General features: G+C 63.0%; 16 protein-coding genes. 7 read left to right on the top strand and 9 right to left on the bottom strand.

The window, feature by feature from the left end; genetic code table 11:
• Positions 1-150 precede the first annotated feature (150 nt).
• Positions 151-441, top strand: coding sequence for a hypothetical protein (locus tag AC13GI_RS02930; RefSeq protein ID WP_482995434.1), 291 nt, complete (start codon positions 151-153; stop codon positions 439-441).
• Between the two features lie 102 nt (positions 442-543).
• On the opposite strand, the gene AC13GI_RS02925 is transcribed toward AC13GI_RS02930, so the two are convergent.
• Entirely contained in the window at positions 544-1,977 is a 1,434-nt protein-coding gene (locus tag AC13GI_RS02925; protein WP_482995433.1) for a DUF2130 domain-containing protein, read from the bottom strand.
• A gap of 485 nt (positions 1,978-2,462) precedes the next feature.
• Positions 2,463-3,137, bottom strand: coding sequence for a hypothetical protein (locus AC13GI_RS02920; RefSeq protein WP_482995432.1), 675 nt, complete (start codon positions 3,135-3,137; stop codon positions 2,463-2,465).
• A gap of 44 nt (positions 3,138-3,181) precedes the next feature.
• Here AC13GI_RS02920 and AC13GI_RS02915 point away from each other — a divergent pair, with 44 nt between their 5' ends.
• From AC13GI_RS02915 to AC13GI_RS02895, 5 genes are all read left to right on the top strand, one after another.
• On the top strand, positions 3,182-3,367 hold the full coding sequence (locus tag AC13GI_RS02915; protein WP_482995431.1) for a hypothetical protein: 186 nt from the start codon (positions 3,182-3,184) through the stop codon (positions 3,365-3,367).
• A 241-nt stretch (positions 3,368-3,608) separates the two neighbouring features.
• A complete protein-coding gene (locus AC13GI_RS02910; protein WP_482995430.1) occupies positions 3,609-4,049 on the top strand; it encodes a hypothetical protein in 441 nt (146 codons plus the stop codon).
• A 24-nt stretch (positions 4,050-4,073) separates the two neighbouring features.
• Positions 4,074-4,871: a hypothetical protein gene (locus tag AC13GI_RS02905; RefSeq protein ID WP_482995429.1), complete on the top strand. Its 798-nt coding sequence runs from the start codon at positions 4,074-4,076 to the stop codon at positions 4,869-4,871.
• Between the two features lie 789 nt (positions 4,872-5,660).
• Positions 5,661-6,287 carry a response regulator gene (locus AC13GI_RS02900; RefSeq protein ID WP_380652228.1) on the top strand — a complete coding sequence of 209 codons (627 nt, stop codon included), beginning with the start codon at positions 5,661-5,663 and terminating at the stop codon, positions 6,285-6,287.
• Positions 6,284-8,611, top strand: coding sequence for an ATP-binding protein (locus AC13GI_RS02895; protein ID WP_482995428.1), 2,328 nt, complete (start codon positions 6,284-6,286; stop codon positions 8,609-8,611). Before AC13GI_RS02900 ends, AC13GI_RS02895 begins: the two co-directional genes overlap by 4 nt.
• A gap of 1 nt (position 8,612) precedes the next feature.
• On the opposite strand, the gene AC13GI_RS02890 is transcribed toward AC13GI_RS02895, so the two are convergent.
• From AC13GI_RS02890 to AC13GI_RS02875, 4 genes are all read right to left on the bottom strand, one after another.
• Positions 8,613-9,368: a SapC family protein gene (locus AC13GI_RS02890; RefSeq protein ID WP_099818768.1), complete on the bottom strand. Its 756-nt coding sequence runs from the start codon at positions 9,366-9,368 to the stop codon at positions 8,613-8,615.
• A gap of 111 nt (positions 9,369-9,479) precedes the next feature.
• Complete coding sequence (locus AC13GI_RS02885; protein WP_099818767.1) at positions 9,480-9,752, bottom strand: hypothetical protein; 273 nt, start codon at positions 9,750-9,752, stop codon at positions 9,480-9,482.
• A gap of 237 nt (positions 9,753-9,989) precedes the next feature.
• The gene (gene fusA, locus AC13GI_RS02880; RefSeq protein ID WP_482995427.1) at positions 9,990-12,032 is read right to left on the bottom strand and encodes an elongation factor G; all 2,043 of its coding nucleotides are present in this window, start codon (positions 12,030-12,032) and stop codon (positions 9,990-9,992) included.
• Between the two features lie 384 nt (positions 12,033-12,416).
• Positions 12,417-13,166, bottom strand: coding sequence for a hypothetical protein (locus AC13GI_RS02875; RefSeq protein ID WP_099818440.1), 750 nt, complete (start codon positions 13,164-13,166; stop codon positions 12,417-12,419).
• 370 nt (positions 13,167-13,536) lie between these two features.
• Between AC13GI_RS02875 and AC13GI_RS02870 the strand changes: the two genes are divergently transcribed.
• A complete protein-coding gene (locus tag AC13GI_RS02870) occupies positions 13,537-13,806 on the top strand; it encodes a hypothetical protein (RefSeq protein ID WP_482995426.1) in 270 nt (89 codons plus the stop codon).
• 108 nt (positions 13,807-13,914) lie between these two features.
• On the opposite strand, the gene AC13GI_RS02865 is transcribed toward AC13GI_RS02870, so the two are convergent.
• The 3 genes from AC13GI_RS02865 to AC13GI_RS02855 are packed head-to-tail and all read right to left on the bottom strand — an operon-like array spanning position 13,915 to position 16,759.
• Positions 13,915-14,676 carry a heme ABC transporter ATP-binding protein gene (locus AC13GI_RS02865; RefSeq protein ID WP_482995425.1) on the bottom strand — a complete coding sequence of 254 codons (762 nt, stop codon included), beginning with the start codon at positions 14,674-14,676 and terminating at the stop codon, positions 13,915-13,917.
• Positions 14,673-15,716 (bottom strand): FecCD family ABC transporter permease, encoded by a 1,044-nt coding sequence (locus AC13GI_RS02860; RefSeq protein ID WP_099818438.1) that lies wholly within the window; start codon positions 15,714-15,716, stop codon positions 14,673-14,675. The genes AC13GI_RS02865 and AC13GI_RS02860 overlap by 4 nt, the downstream gene beginning before the upstream one ends.
• Positions 15,713-16,759, bottom strand: a complete 1,047-nt coding sequence (locus AC13GI_RS02855) for a heme/hemin ABC transporter substrate-binding protein (protein ID WP_482995424.1) — start codon at positions 16,757-16,759, stop codon at positions 15,713-15,715. The genes AC13GI_RS02860 and AC13GI_RS02855 overlap by 4 nt, the downstream gene beginning before the upstream one ends.
• Between the last annotated feature and the right edge of the window lie 16 nt (positions 16,760-16,775).

Genomic DNA, 16,775 nt, shown 5'->3' with positions numbered 1-16,775 from the left:
TTTGCGATGAGTTGCGGGCCAGGCATGGCTTGGATAGAGTTCTTCTAGCCCCACTAACTGGGCTGAAGAGCGTTCGACGGCAGGGACGGGCACAAAGCAGCCCGTTACGCGCCGAACCTATCGCCAGCATTGACAGCAAAGGAGGCAGTCATGCGCGACAAAATAATATCGGCAATCGAAGGGCGTCGCTTAATTGCATTCACATATGATGGCATCGCGCGCGAGGCGCGACCGTGTGCCATTGGCATCTCACGAGCGGGTAACGAAGTCATGCGTTGTTATCAAGTTCGGGGCGGCCACGTTACGCCCGGTCATGAATGGGACTTCTGCGACCTCTCCAAGATCCGCGATCTAGTGATCACTGAAGAGATCTTCCATGGAGAGCTTCCGGGCTATCGCAGGGGTGATCGTGGCATGACTCAAATATTCGCGCAGCTCTAGGGCGTCTCACCTTCGCAGATGCTCGGGAGGGGGCGAGCCGCCGCCCTCTCCCTTGCCCGGATCGATAGACCTAACCAGAATTCGCCACTCCGCTCGTCTTCTTCAACCATCCTCATTGATTTGATCAGGCTCGCTGCCAGGTGAGCCTTTGGTCTGCAGCTCCGCAAACTTGGCTGCCATCGTCGGGTTTCCTCGAGTGAGCTTTTTGATTGTCACATCTTGTGCCTTATCATTTGCGAGGCGAAGGTTCCGATCCGTTCCTAGTAAAGCATCCTTCGTCTTCTGAAGGTGATCAATCGACTTATCAATCTCCTCAATTGCCGCTTTGAAGCGTCGGGAGGCGAGATCGTAGTTCTTCGCAAAAGCGGACTTGAAGCCCTCAAGCCCGGCTTCGAAATTTGTGATGTCAATATTCTGCGCTTTAACCAGCGCAAGCTCTGACTTGTACTTTAGCGAGTTCATCGCTGCATTTCGAAGCAGCGTAATGATCGGAAGAAAGAATTGCGGCCGGACCACATACATCTTCGGATACCGATGAAATACGTCGACAATTCCGGTATTGTAAAGCTCACTGTCCGGCTCGAGGAGGGATACCAATATCGCGTACTCACACCCCTTCTCATTACGATCCTTGTCGAGCTCTTTTAGAAAGTCCTCATTCTTGCTCTTCGTGGCGGTATGGTCATTCTCATTCTTCATTTCGAACATGATCGATACGATTTCAGTCCCTGAATCGTCTGAGTCGCGAAAAATATAGTCGCCCTTGCTTCCGCTCCGGGCATCATTGTCTTTCTCGAAGTACGCCATAGGGAATGCTGTTGACCGAATACGGTTGAACTCGGTTTCGCAGTGCTGCTCTAGGGTTTCGCCGACCATCTTTGTTGACAAACGCACCTTCATGTCTCTGAGGCGCTCGATCATGTCATCCCGATCTTTAATCTGCGTCTCGTACCTGTCTTTGAGCGATTTTTCGGAAATCTGTTGCTGAAGCTCCGCTCGCTCTAGACCACTCTTCAGTTCGTCGCGCTCCTTTTCAACGCCACTGACGGCCTGAGTAATCGCCAGCCTCTGAGCAAGCTCGATCGCATCGAGTTTAGCCGTCAGCCTCTGTATTTCTGCATCTTTTGTTGACGCAGTCTTATGCAGTTCGCTTGACAGCTTCGCCTCGGCCAGCGCAGATGCGGCTTGCCCGTCTTGTTTTACCCGCGCCAGCTCATTGACTAACTCGTCGCGCTCTTTCTGCACCGCACCAAGGGCCTCGGAAACTGCAAGCTTCTTCGTAACCTCACCTGCATCCAGGCGGGCCTTCAAGTGTTGGATTTCAGCATCCCTAGCTGCTGCAGCACCCTGCAACTCACTGGCAGCCTTTGCTCGGGCAAGCTCAACGGCGTTCCGCTTGTCATGTTCAGCCAGCTCGAGTCGCTCACGAAGCTGCTTCTCAAACTCGCCGTCGCGGACTTGCTTCAAGATGTCAGCGTATCCCGCCTCGTCAATCTTGAATGCCTTTCCACAGTGCGGACAGATGATTTCGTGCATGATTACTTGCCCTCCGCTTTGGTCAAAATATGATTGAATGTTCCCGGGGCGGTATCGTGTTGAGTAGAGCAGGGTAGTGATGCAGGGCTGTTCAAAGTCGGGATATTCGCGACTTGACGCAAGGCATCAGCAGGGATCGTTGGAGCCATCCCGTCAGCCGCCTTCAATTCTCTGGAGCCTTCGTCCATAAATGCAGCGCTCATCCCGGCCCAGCGGCCGAATCCACCTATTTGACGGAATGCTCCCGCTGGCTGCAGAAACGGACATCTTGTAGGTCCGCCGCACTGAATGCGGGCTCTTGTCTCTCGCGTTCCATGTTTCCCCCAGGGCGTCCTTCGCGCATTGTAGCCGGGGCACAGGGGGGGGCGCCTCGGCGGAATCGCCTCCATTGAATCGATACTCTCTCAGACCCGGCGGGCCGTCCTGCCTGCAAAACCGAACCCCGACTCAGGATGGCGGGCACACCTCCAATTAGAACGACCTCGTTAAACGTCCTCGCGAAGCACACTTACCAGCGTCCTCAGCCTATTGCCCGCCTCTGCGAGGTGCCTGCCCGCGTCAACCAGAGGCTCAAGCGGCTCCAGGTCGGCGGGGTCGAAGCTGTCAGGGTCGGACTCGTAGTGAGCGATGGTCGACTGTGCAACGTCCTCAAACTGCATGAGACGAAGCTCAAGCGCACTGAGAGCGTTCAAGGATGCGTCGTCGAGCAAGCTGCGTTCCAAGCCAGCCAAATCGTGGCGGCTGAGCGACTTCCGGATCACATGGAGCATTACCTTCATCAGCTCGAAGGTGGGCTCATCATCACCATCCGGCATGACGAAGTCCTCCATCCTGCTTCCAATCACGCCCGCGGTATTGGCCACTGCCAGAATTAACGCAAGTCTAGCGTTTTTAGCCATCTTCTCTTTGAGCTCTTGTCGCGCCATCTCGTCACGCCGATGCTGGTTGGCTTCGAAGGCGAACCAGCACGCACCGATCCCAACCATTCCCGTACAAATCGCGGCCACCCAATCAGCCGTACTGCCGGTGTCAGCTGCCAAGTCAACGCCTCTCGGCACTCCGAATGCCCACCAACTGGCGATAGCTCCAGCCGCAAACACCCCAATCGTCCACAGTACAACCCCAAGCGTACTGATCGTGTGGTTTACGATGCTTTTCATGCCCCCCCCCCCTGCGGCGCCCCTGTCGTCCGGAGGATTCTCACATGACCGAGCCCCCTCTTGCCCTTGTTGTGGCCGTTGCGTACATCTTGGCACTGATGCTCCTGCTGGCGATTCTGATTGTTTCGGTCGCTCCGATCAGTCTTCTGATTCAGTTCGTATGGGTCGAGACTCGCCAGAGGTGGACCGAGCGTTGCCCGAAGAGCGGGGAGGGCAATCATGGCTGCTAAGGTCAAACCCCGCATCTACGAGCCGGGGCGCTCGATTTCTCCGCTCGAAGCAGAGACTCGCTGCCATATCCCTCGCGGCCACTGGGCCTTGCGGCCCTGGGTGCGATTGCCCTTATAGTCCACCCATGAGCCGACTGTTCGATATTCGCTACTGAGTTGCCCAATGGTTGGATCGAGCTTTTCGGCGTCATAGCCAAGGTTAAAGCCAGAACGTAAGATCAGTTTAAGGGGGGAAGAAGTGATGCTCACAAGGATTGCGGCAGGATTGCTGCTAAGTGCAGTTGCTGGCTCGGTTGCCGCCCAGCAGCAGATTTACAAGTGCGTTACCAAGGCCGGGACTGAGTATCAGTCGATGCCATGCGCCGATGGTGCACCTGCAAAGACGTGGGACGTTGAAGTCGCGCCCAGGTCAGATGCAGTCACTGCCAATGAGCAACGCATAGACGCCATGCGGCAGCAGAATGCGGCGGCCATCCAATTCCAGCCGCCTCAGCAGGTCTATCGCCGCAACAGCCGCAACAACGGCGGCGCCCAGCTTCACCACATTTCGCAGTACCGCGACCCCGGTGCGTGCGAAGTGGCTAAGGCCGAGCGTGCGCGAGCCTACGAGGCGGCAGGCATGAGGCGGTCCTTCGAAATTAGCCGCCGCATGGATGACAAAGTTTGGGCCGCGTGCAAGTAGTCCTTCAACGAGTGGAGTATTGAAATGGAGAGCGCGTACGAGCTCATACGCCAGGCGCAAGAGACCATCGGCCAAGTGATTTCGAGCATCTTGGAGAAGGACTATCTTTCAGCGATCGCCACGGTCGCGGCGTCTTTCTTTGGTGCCATGTTCGCATTTCGGCTCCAGCAAAAGGAGAAGGATAGGGACAGGCGGCAGCAGGAGATTGCACAAGCAGGCGCCGCGCTTCAGTGCCTATTCCGAATGATGGATATCGTTGGTGGCTACAAGGCAAGCTACGTAGATCCGATTCGTGATCGGCGGCCTGCCGCCGGAATAATGCTGGCGCCGAGCCTTCCAGAGGATGTGGATCGAGAGAGATTCAACTTCGACGGCCTCAGCTTTCTTTCCGACAAAGAGGGCCAACAGACAGTCGCTGACTTATGGCTAGAGGAGCGACGCTTCCATAACCTTATGAAGGCAATCGACCGCCGCTCCAGGGTTCATCTGGAGCAATACCAGCCGGCAGCTGAAGCTAAGGCTCTTCACGAGCGACCGGGAATTACCTTCGGGGAATTGCGTAACGAAGTCGGACCGCGCGTGGTTGATGAGCTTGTACGAACTACGGAGTTCATCATTAAAGATGTAGACGACACGCTTGCATCATTGCAAAGGGCCAAGTCCCAATTTCATGCCGTTCTGCGGAAGCGATTCCCCAATCAGAAATTTGTCGATTTTGAGCTGATCAGCATTGCCGGGGAGCAAGATTCAAGCGCTGTTCTTCACGCGCCTGACGTCGAAACTAGCACTAGGGAAAGTGGCCCCGGCCCAAGGGCTGGTTAGATCTATGCGGTCATGGGGATCGATCTTGCTCATGCTGCAATCTCATCCTTGTCCGGGGAGCCGACAGGGAGGCAAGTGGCGGGCCCGAGCCGCAGGCATTGCCATGCAGAGCCGACGAACCCAGTCACGACGGATGTTGCATTTCGCATAATGTATATTATGTTCATAGCAGCGAGGCATCCGGTCCGTCATCCACCCAGCCACTCCAGGACACCCCCAGCATCACCGCAGCTTCTATCCCCAGCCATCCCAGCCACCCAGCTGCTGCACACCTCGGTCTCCGGCAGCATCCAGACTCACCACAACTCGTCCTTACAGCGCACGCCGACCACCGGTCGCACGCTCACCCCCAATCAACCAAGCATGCATCACCGGGCGAACGTTGAATTCTGAGAGTCATCCAAGCCCTCAGCCCTGCAGAATTCACCGCCCAGCAATCCAGTCACCGTGACGCGTCACGTTAATTGACTCCCTAAGACCCATCAGCCGCTTCGGCTTTGAGCGTCCCGTACTCAGCGCCACCCTCAATGCTGGCGTCCTGCCAGCGCCGCGCATTGTCAGCATCCGCTTCACACGCAACCCGCGCACTCCTGCGGACGCAACTCAGAAGCCGGCAGACGCATCAGGCTACTGCACCACACGCACCCCGTGCCATTGCCGACACAACAGTCCAACTTCTGCCAACCACGCTCTAAGAAAAGTCTCAAAAATCGAACGTTTTCGATGCTCGACGCGACAGCAGCGCCAGAATGAGCGCCACGCCACTCGGCGCTGACAACACTCCTGCGCATGAACGGATTCCCTGCACCGCGCCGGCTTCGCCTGGCCCTGCTTGATGACCATGACGTCGTCCGCCGTGGCACGGCCTTTCATCTCGGCAGTGACAGTCGCTTCGAGATCGTCGCCAGCCACAGTGACAGCCAGGCCTTCGTGCTGGGCCTGCAGCAGTGCCACGCGGATGTGGCCATCATCGACATCACCCTGGCGCCCGGCGATATCAGCGGCGCCGAGCTCGTCCAGCATCTGCGCCAGGCGCTGCCGCAGGTAACGCTGCTTGGCTTCGCGGGGCAGAACTCGGTAGCGATCATCAATCACCTGCTGGATGCCGGACTCAGTGGCTTTGTCGGCAAATCCGAGCCTTTGGCCGAACTTTCCGACGCGGTCGTGCGCGTCGCGCAAGGGCTTTGCCGGATACCGCCGACGTGCAAGCTGCTGACACCCTGCGATGCGCTGAGCCGGAACGAGCGCGAGGTCATCCGGCTGGTCCTGGATGGGCTGACCGTTTCCGAGATTGCCTTGCACCGGCACCGCAGCGTCAAGACCGTCAGCACGCAGAAGATTGCAGCCCTGCGCAAGCTGGGCCTGCGCAATGATGCGGAGATCTTCGCGATGCGCCAGCAGTTGGAGGCACTGTGACTGCGCTGTTCAAGCGCGCACGCAGGTTCATGCTGCTGGCGCTGTTTACCCTGCTTCCCTGCACGTCCGCAGGCGATGTCCAGCACGGAGTATGGGCGCCTGGACGCGAGGTCCGGGTGGCCGCGGGCCCCACACTGCATCCCGCCCCCGAAGATGCGACCGACCCCGAGGTGCTGCAGACGCTGGCGCATGGCTATGCTGCGCTCGTCGCCCGCCATTCCGGCCTGGCCTTCGTCGAAGTCCCGTTTCCCAGCACCCTCGCAGCGATGGCAGCCGTCTGTGACGGCCGGGCGGACCTTGTACTGGTGCAGGGCGATGGCGATGGCGCGCGCCTGCCCTGCCCCAGCCTGGCGCCCTCGCGCAGCTTTCATGGTGGCGCGAGCGTGCTGGCTGGCCGCATTGGTGAGCGCTTGCCGCGCCGGGTTGCCGATGTCGGCACGCTGCGGATCGCAGCCGTTGAAGGCGGCCCCTATCCAGCGTGGCTGGCCGAACACCACCCTGCAGTAACCGTCCTGCCCCAGCCCAGCATGCGCTCGGCATTGGCGGCAGTGGATGCCGGCATCGCCGACGTGGCGATCGGCCTGGAATCCACTGCACGCGCGATGACGCGACGGCACTTCTCCCACAGCCTGCGCCTGCAGGTGCTTGATGCCAGTTTTCCAACCCAGCTGCACCTGCTTGCCAGGCGCGAAGACCAGAAGCTGCTTGAGCGCATCGAGGCGGCACTGGACGACATCACCATCGAAGAACATGCCCAGCTGCTGCAGCGCTGGGCCCAGCAGGCGCTGCCGGCCGCGTTCGCGCAGACGCTGCGGTACCAGTTCAGTGCCGCCACACTCTGGCTGTTGCCTGCGGTCGCTGTTCTGCTGACGCTTCCATTGCTGGCCACACGCAGACTACGCCTGCAGCAGGGGCTTGATCAGAAGCAGATCCAGATGGCCGGCATGCTCAGCCATGAGGTGCGCAATTCGGCCCAGGCGGTCATGGCGTCAATCGATCTGCTGGGCCAGGCACCATTGCCGGCTGGCCAGCGCGAGCTGGTGGCCGCCGCTGCAAATGCGGGCCGGGCACTGCGCGGACTGCTCAATCGCACAGTGGATTTTTCCCTTCTGGCCAGCGGCACTTTCCGGCCGAAGCTGCTGCCCTGCGACGCTCATGCGGTATGCGCGCAGGCGCTGCAGGCCATTGCACCCGAGGCGCAGAAGAAAGCGCTGCGCCTGCAGCTGTCCGCGCCCCAGGCGCCATTTCCACTGCTGGCAACGGACCCGGACTGCCTGCGGCAACTGCTCGACAACCTGCTCGGCAACGCCGTCAAGTTCACCGACGTAGGCGGCGTTGAACTGCGCCTGCAGCTGGATACGCCGGCAAAGCCCGCATCACTGCTGATCGAGGTCATCGATAGCGGCATCGGCATCGCGCCAGCGCAGATGAAAGGGCTGTTCGCCCCCTTCCAGCAGGCCGACGCGGGCAGGCAGCGCGGCGGCAGCGGGCTGGGCCTGTCGATCTGTCGCACGCTGGCCGAAGCGATGGGCGGCACTCTGGATGTTCATAGCGTGCATGGCCGTGGCAGTCGTTTCATTCTTCGCCTACCCGTGCAGCGGGTGCGGGAGGATCCGCCGATCCCCGCAGCCGCACCCACCCTGCCCCAGCTGACCGGTACGCGCATCCTGCTGGTCGAGGACCACGCACTGAACCGCCGGGTTATTGCAGCCCAGCTGCGCTGTTGGGGCGCGACGGTGCAGGAAGCTGCCAATGCCGACGAGGCATTGGCCCTGCAGAGGGAAGCGCCCTGCCCGCTGGTGATGCTCGACATCGGCCTGCCGGGAATGGATGGCTATGCGCTGGCCCGGCAATTGCGGCTGTGTGAGACGGAAGGAGCACCTCGCACTTGCCTGCTTGCGCTCTCCGCCTTCACCGGTGTCGACCACGCGCTGCGCTGCCAGGCGGCCGGCATCGACGCGGTGCTGGTCAAGCCGCTGCAGGTCGATGCGCTGCTGGAAGTGCTGGATCAGCTTGTGGCGGCCAGCACCAGCGCGGGTGGTGCCGACGAACTGGTGGTCGCCTACGAAGACGATATCGATCGTGAAGTGCAATGCCTGCTGGAGGTGATCGATCAATGCGATGCCGCTCGACTGCGCCATCACGCGCATCGACTGCAAGGCGTGTTGCAGATGCTCGGCGAGGGCGGCATGGCGGCGCTTGCCGGTGAGCTCTGGGAGTTGGGCGACTGCGTGCCACCCAGGTGGGACGATGCGCGCCAGGCACTGGCAGAGATGCAAAGCTGGCGTGGCTCCCGGAGTACGGAAGCCACGCCGGCGGCCTGAATCAGGCGGCGTTACGGCCCGCCTGGCGGCGGGTCAGGTCGTTGAAGCGACCCAGCGACATCAGGTGCTGGTGAATCAGCGCCAGCCAGCCATTGCGATGCCATTCGACGACGGTCGCGTCCGGCAGTGCAATGAACTTCTCCACGTCGACCACGAAGAAGCCGTTGAGGTTGAACTCGCGGCCATCGGGCAGGCGCACGGTGGCGTTGCGCTCGACCAGCAGGCCGTTGTCGACCAGCGCCTTGGAGAACGCCTGGGTCTGTTCGTGCTCGCGGGTGAACTGGCCGCAGAACTCGAGTGCCTGCTGCACCATGTCGGTGGCCTTGCCATCGACGAACAGCGGCTGACCTTCTTCGCCGCCACGGACGATGCGCGGGCTCTCTTCGTCGATGCCGAGCAGGAAGTCATTGTCCGCGCCGGTGTCGATGAAGATGAAGGGATGGCGGCGCAGGTAGGCCGGGATGTAGGTCTCGTCGTCCCACAGGCCATCGGTGATGAACAGGTTGTCGGTGGTCACACCCACGGCGGCCATCGGCACCGCGCTCGGGCCTGCGAACAGGATCGGGAAGTGGTGCAGCGCCAGCGAGAATTCGCCCAGCACCAGCGGGATCGAGTTGCTGCTGGCAGCGAACTCGAGCTTGCCCGGCAGGATGCGCAGATCGGCGTGCAGATCCGCCTGCAGCGGCACCGGACGGGTGTAGAACAGGGGCGCGCTGCTCGGCGCAGCTTCGGTGGTGGTGTCGCTGGTGGTGGTCATCGTGGAAACCATGTCGATCATGCGCGCCTGCCATCCCGGGCGCGCCAGCGGGAACAACCTGAATCCCGCATTATCAACAAGGCAGGTGACAACGGCCACCCCGCAGCCGACTTATTTCAGCTGCAACGGGTAACGCTGCCACAGAACGTGGACCAGGAAGCCGGCCAACTCGGTGTCGCGCGCACTGACTGCTGCGCGGATCTTGTCCAGCAGGACCATGTCGCTGCAGTGCCGCACGTCGGCGTGGTTGGCCTGCCCTGCGCGGCGCGCCCGATAGCGTGCAGCCCGCTGCGCGTCGCTCATTGCGTACCCGAACTTGGGCGGCCGACCGCGTTTGCGCGGCAGGGGCAGCTCCAGGGTTCCGGGATCATTGTCATCACGCATGGGCAGGGTGCGGGCGGCGGCAAGCAACGGGGGGTGCGCAATTTATCGTGAGGCATCACTTTAATCCAGCTTTTTCTGCAGTTTTGTTGCAATGCAGTGCAGGTGCGTGGCGCACGGATGGCACCCATCCACGCATGGCGTGGATCTACTTCCATGGGTAGATCCACGCCATGCGTGGATAAGCCCCCGCCAATACGCAAAAAGGGGAGCCCGCGAACGGGCTCCCCTGCTCCTTCCTTACGACGCGCGCACCGGCTCGTAGCCGTGCAGATGCGATTCGCTGCTGGCCCGTCCCTGGCTCAGCGAACGCAGCGAGGTCGTGTAACCGACCAGCTGTGCCAGCGGCGCGAACCCGCTCACTTCGGCGCGACCGTCCTGGTCGTCGATGCGGGCCACGCGGCCATGGCGACGATTCAGATCGCCCACCACGTCACCCACCGAGGCGGACGGCGAATGCACCGTCACCGCCATCACCGGTTCCAGCAGCTGCGTGCCGCTGGCCGCCAGCGCGGCCTTGATGCCCTCGCTGCCTGCCCGGTGGAACGCCATCTCCGACGAATCCTTCGCGTGGGTCTGGCCATCCACCAGGCTGACCTCGATGCCGACCACCGGATGGCCCTGGGGGCCTTCCGACAGCGCGGCACGAACGCCCTTCTCCACCGCAGCGATGAAGTTGCGCGGCACCACGCCACCAACGATGCGGTCATTGAACACGACCTCGCCGTCGTCGCGCGGCGCCACGTCCAGCACCACGTGCGCGAACTGGCCCTGGCCACCGGTCTGCTTGACCAGCCGGCCAACCACACCTTCAACGGCACGCTGCGGCGTCTCCTGGTACGCGACGCGCGGCGCACCAATGCCGATGTCCAGCTTCCATTCGCTGCGCAGGCGTTCGACCATCACTTCCAGGTGCAGCTCGCCCATGCCCCAGGCCAGGGTTTCACCGGTGTCGCCATCGGTTTCCACCCGGAACGAGGGATCTTCCTGGGCCAGACTGGCCAGGCCCTGCGCCAATCGGATCAGGTCGGCCGCACGCGCCGGCTCCAGCCGCCACGCCAGCACCGGGGCCTGCGCCTGGATGCTCTCCAGACGCAACGGCTGCCCTCGCCCGCTCAGCGTTTCACCGCTGACCGCATCCTTCCAGCCCAGCACCGCCACGATGTCGCCGGCCACGGCCTGCGCGATGTCCTGGGTCTGGTCGGCCTGCACGCGCACCAGCCGGCTGATGCGGCGCCCTTGCGGGTGCTGCGAGCTGGCCACGTTGTCGCCCACCTTCAAGGTGCCCGAGTACAGCCGCACGAAGCTCAGTGCGCCGTGCTGCTGGTGGGTGATCTTGAACAGCAGGCCCGCCAACGGGCCGTCCGGGTCCGGCCGCAGCAGGACGTCCCCGCCCTCGCCTTCGGCCGTAACCGCAGGACGATCCAGCGGCGACGGCAGGTAATCGACCACCGCATCCAGCAGTGTTTCGATGCCCTTGTCCTTGAACGCGGCACCGGCCAGCACCGGCACGCCGGCGCCAGACAGCGTCGCGCGACGGATCGCTGCGCGCAGCATCGCCGCGTCGATGTCACGGCCTTCCAGCCACGCCGTTGCCAGCACATCGTCATGGTCGGCCACGGCCTCGACCAGCGCATTGCGCTGCGGTTGCCACTGCGCGCGCTCGGCCTCGCTCCATGCCGTCACTGTCGCCGCGCCACCGTCCTGCCAGTGCAGCACGCGGCCATCGACCAGGTCGACCCAGCCATGGAAGTCACCTTCACTGCCCAACGGTACGCCCAGCGCCCAAGGGCGCGCCCGCAGCTTGTCCTGCAGCTGCTCCAGCACGCGCTCGAACGACGCGCCGATGCGATCCATCTTGTTGACGAACGCAATCAACGGCACGCCATGCCGGCGCGCCTGGCGCCACACGGTTTCCGACTGCGGCTGCACGCCGTCCACGGCCGAGAACACGGCCACGGCACCGTCGAGCACGCGCAGCGAGCGCTCGACTTCGATGGCGAAGTCGATGTGGCCGGGGGTGTCGATCAGGGTCAGCTGATGCAGCGGCAGATCGCGCGGCGCCCATTGCGCGTGTACGGCGGCGGCGCCGATGGTGATGCCACGCTCGCGCTCGATCGCCGAGAAGTCGGTGGTCGCGTTGCCGTCGTGCACTTCGCCGACGCGGTGGATCTCGCCGGTCTTCCACAGAAGGCGTTCGGTAAGGGTGGTTTTGCCAGCGTCGATGTGGGCAATGATGCCGAGGTTGCGAAGACGCGACAGAGTCTGGGTATTGGTGTTCATGAGGTGGGTTCCTGCTGGGCCAACTTCGGGGGGCCGCACACCCCGGTTGGCTACAGGGTGTGCGGCTGACGTTCGGTCTCGGCGATCTGGTGCATGGCACGTTCTCCTTGCGATGGAGCGGGTTGAGGGATGGAAGGCGGAAACGAAAAGAGCGCCCCGAAAGGGCGCTCTGTGGATGGTCCAGCGAAGGCCGCGATCAGCGGCCTCGTGGGGCTCCAGGCAGACACGCCCGTTCCGCGCTTGCGCGGGTCAGGGTGAAAAACTTCAGGAGCGGCATCCGGTTCATGCGGCGCATTCTAGACCTGTCTGTCTGGCGTGCAAGTGAATATTGCGCACATGAGTGGAACGATGCGGCGCATCGGGGTGGAAATATCTCAAGAACAATCACTCACAACCGTTGATACGCCGCGCCTCACCCACCGTCGCGGCGTGATCCCCCGTCACCGACACCCAGTCCTTCAGCGGGAAGGCGGCATTGATCTCGCCGCGACGGGGCGTGTCGTGGATCGTCACTTCGGTCCAGCTGCCCACCGCCCCCAGCTCACGCAGGCGGGCCGCCTGGTCATCTTCGGTACTGAAGGTGTCACCCGGCTTCGACGGCTTTGCGTTGTTCACCGTGGCGGTCTTCAGTGCGCGCACGCGCAGCGCACCATTGGGCATGCGCTGACTGATCACGTCGTAGCGTTCAACGCCGTAGGCCCACGACCGCTCGGCCTGGCGGCGGACTTCACTGCCGTCATCGGCAACTTCGATCTTGCCATCCACCAGTCCACCCACGGCAGCGATGCCGCCGTAGCCCGCCATCATTGCTTCGTAGCCGATCATCTGCCGCTTCTCCAGCGGCAGTTCGCTGGCCGCAGGCTTCATGCCCGGCAGCTTCAGATACGCCGACTTCTTGCAGAGCAGTAGCACGCTTTGATTGCCCCAGGCCATCAGCATCGCGCCACCGGTGTAGTAATGCGTGGTGAACAGATCGGAGGCGGCGCCGGCACCCTTCGCATGACGGATTTCGATCGAGGTCGCCTGGTCAGCCACCTTGTCCAGCACAACCGTGCGGACGGGAGCGGCGTGCGCCGTGCACGATGCAGCAATGATCGAAGCCAGCAGTGTCGCGCGCGGGAGGATGTATTTCATGGGGGTCATTCCGTTGAGAAAAACGAACCGCCAATGATACGTCGCGCTGCGCAAGGAAGCTTTACTGCATCAGGTCACGATCAACAACAATCAGTCAGCTGTACTTTCCCGGATTCTGAATGAAGTCCCAGCTTGCCTCTACTTGCTCCCTGACACGACGGCTCCTGTCCTGCGACAGCAACATATGTATTCGACAGGCTAGGCTTTCAGGCATATCCGCAAGATGACACGCTGCACGAAACCTCACTTGTGCGTCGCTGCTAGCGGCGAGTTCGAACCACAGGGATGCTGACGAGGGCTCCGCTCCATTCAACTTAAGAAGCCAACTACCCGCTGATTCCCAGGTCCCAGAGGCACCCTCGATCAATCCATGCCGAAGAGAATCAAGAACAGCCTCAGCTGGAAGCAAGCCATCTTTGTAATCGTGAATAGCATTGATGATGCTGACCAGCAGGCGCGCCTCAGCAGGGCTGGAGGCATGATGCATGGCCCACTTGATCTCGTGATCGCGTCCGAACGTGAACATATGGATTGCCGTTTCGATCAGCTCGCCATGCTGACATCGCCAATGCCCCTGGCTCAAGGAGGCTCTACCGATCCCACTGCTACCAATAAGCATCACACACACGAAAATGGTTGAAGATCGTTGGCTATCCCAGTGCTCACTCAGCCCAGCGTGGCAGAGCATCAGCGTGTGAAATTCATTGTGTACGGCTGAACGACGGGGCATTTGCGACACTTGGCGGCATCAGGCCACCACCACCAACGGCACACCGCGGCGCGGATGCTGCAGCACCACCACGTCCTGCTGGTAGACGCGCCGCAGGTTGGCCTCGGTCAGCACCTCCGAAGGCGTGCCGTCAGCGGCCACCCTGCCCTGTTCCAGCAGCACGATGCGATCGGAGTAGCCGGCTGCCAGGTTGAGGTCATGCAGCACCACGATCACGCACGCGCCCGCTTCGGCGCAGGCACGCACGCTGCGCAGGGTGCGCTCCTGATGGCGCAGATCCAGCGCAGCCGTAGGTTCGTCCAGCAGCAGCAACGGCGTGTCCTGTGCCAGCACGCGGGCGAAGGTGGTCCGCGCCGATTCACCGCCCGACAGCTGCTGCACTTCGCGCAGGCGCAGCACCTGCAGTTCGGCAGCATCGATCGCGCGTTCCACCTGCGCATCGTCCACCTGCGGGTCCGGCGGATGCGGCAGGCGCCCCATCGCCACGACTTCTTCCACGCTGAAGGCGAAGCGCACACCGTGTTCCTGCGGCATCACCGCACGTTCGCGTGCCAACGGCCCGGCCTTGTAGTCGCGCAGCGGGCACCCGTGCAGATGCACGTCGCCACCGTCGGCGCGCAGATCGCCGGCCGCCACACCCAGCAGGGTGGACTTGCCGGCGCCATTGGGCCCCACCAGCGCGGTCACCGTGCCCGGCTGGAACGCAAGGGTGATGCCATGCAGAATCTCGCGCTGTTGACGGCGCACCACCACGTCGCGCAATTGCAGAAAAGCGCTCATGCGACTGCCTTGCGGCGCTGCTGCAGCACCAGCCACAGGAAGAACGGCGCGCCCAGCGCGGCGGAGAACAGGCCCAGCGGGATCTCCGCCGGGGGATCCAGCGTGCGTGCAGCGGTGTCGGCCACCACGATCAGCAGCGCCCCCAGCAGGCCCGACAACGGCAGCAGCCAGCGATGGCCGGGGCCGACCAGCAGGCGCGCCACGTGCGGCACCACCAGGCCGACGAAACTGATCGAACCAGCGAATGCCACCGCAGAGCCCACCAACAGCGCACTGAACGCCACCAGCAGGCGCCGTGTACGCGCCACATCCAGCCCCAGGTGCTGCGCCTGTCGTTCGCCCAGCGCCAGCATGTCCAGCGGCGTGGCCAGGCGCTGCAGCGCGAATGCACCGATGGCAAACAGCGGCAACACCGCGACCACATCGGCCCAGTTGGCGCGCGCCAACGAGCCCATCTGCCAGAACACCAGCGATTGCAGCTCGCTTTCGTTGGCGATGTAGGTGAGGAAACCGATCAATGCCGAGCAGAATGCGGCCATCGCAATGCCCACCAGCAACAACGTGGCATTCCCGCTACCCTTGCCCGGCCGCGCCAACGCGTAGGTCAGCCCGATCGCGGCGGCACCGCCGCCGAACGCCGCCACCGGCACCAGCCAGCCGGCTGCACCCGCGGCACCGAGCACGATCGCCGCCACCGCGCCCAACGCAGCGCCCTGGCTGACACCGACGATGCCCGGATCGGCCAGCGGATTGCCGAACAGTCCCTGCAGGCTGGCGCCGGCCATCGCCAGCGCCGCGCCCACCATGGCCCCCAGCAGCGCACGCGGAATGCGCAGCTGCCACACCACGGCCAGGTCACGACTGCTGACCGATTGCGGATCGAGCAGACCCAGTTTTACCGCCAGCGCCTGCATCACTTCCAGAGGCGGCAGCCGCAGCGGGCCCACGGCGAACGACGCCAGCACCGCACCCAGCAGTGCGACCAGCGCAATCAACAACATCGTCCGCCCGCGACGGCGGCGTCGATCCGCAGGACTCATGCCTTCGGCAGCGCCGCCAGCGCCTTGGCCAACGCCTGCGCACCTGCACCAGAACCGATGCTGGCGTACTTCAGCTGCGCATCCGGCATCACCCAGACCCGGTTGGCCTGTCCGGCCGGGGTCTGCTTCAGCGTCGGGTAGGCCTTCCACAGGCCTTCGGCACCACCGAACAGCTGAAGGTCATGCTCGGTCACCAGGATCACTTCCGGTGCCGCCGCGACCACGCCTTCGTTGCTCAGCTGCGAATAGTTGGCCACGCCGGCCTCGGTGCCGATGTTGATGCCGCCGGCCAGCGCGATCAGCTTGGCCGATGCGCTGTCGGCACCGGCCACGGTCGGTGAACCGCCTGCACCCGTCGCCGACACATGGATCACCCGCGGCGCATGCCCCAGGCCCCTGCCGATCGCGGCCGCCTCATCCAGCTGGCGCTGCACCTGCGTGGCCAAGGTCTGCCCTGCATCGGCCACACCGAGCACGGCGGCAATCTTGCGCACCTTGTCCGGTGCCGGCTGCAGGTCATCGATCACCACTGCGGGCTCGCCCACTTCGCGCAGTTTCTTGGCCAGTTCGGTGTGGCGACGCAGGCTGTTGCCGATGAACAGCGAGCCCTGCAGGCTCAGCACGCCCTCCACGCCGGTGGTGCGGTTGAACAGGAACTGGTGCGGCGCGGCCAGGCCTGCCTGAGTCGTGGTGTTGGTCGGCGCGGCGAACACCTGCTTGCCCAGCCCCAGTGCTTCAATCACCGCGATGATGTCGTCACCGCCGGCAATGATCCGGCTGGTGTCATCCACTTCCACACCGGCGCCATCGTCGGACTGTACCTTGCTCGGCAGAACCACCTGCTGCCCCGGCAGGGTTGGCACGTCATTGCCCGCCACCCGCTGCCAGCCTGCGGGCAGCGCCCCGGCCTCGGCGGTGGCGGCAGTCGGCGCAGCTGCGTCGGGGTTGCCCGAAGACGGCGATGCCTTGTCGCCACAGGCGGCCAGCACCAGTGAAACGGCAAGCGGGAGCGCGCACAGGCGCAGGCGGGAAGCGATGTTCATGCAGGTTCTCCTTGCT

This window comes from Stenotrophomonas sp. 82F1 (assembly GCF_056861525.1).
This window is presented reverse-complemented; position numbering and strand designations above follow the sequence as displayed.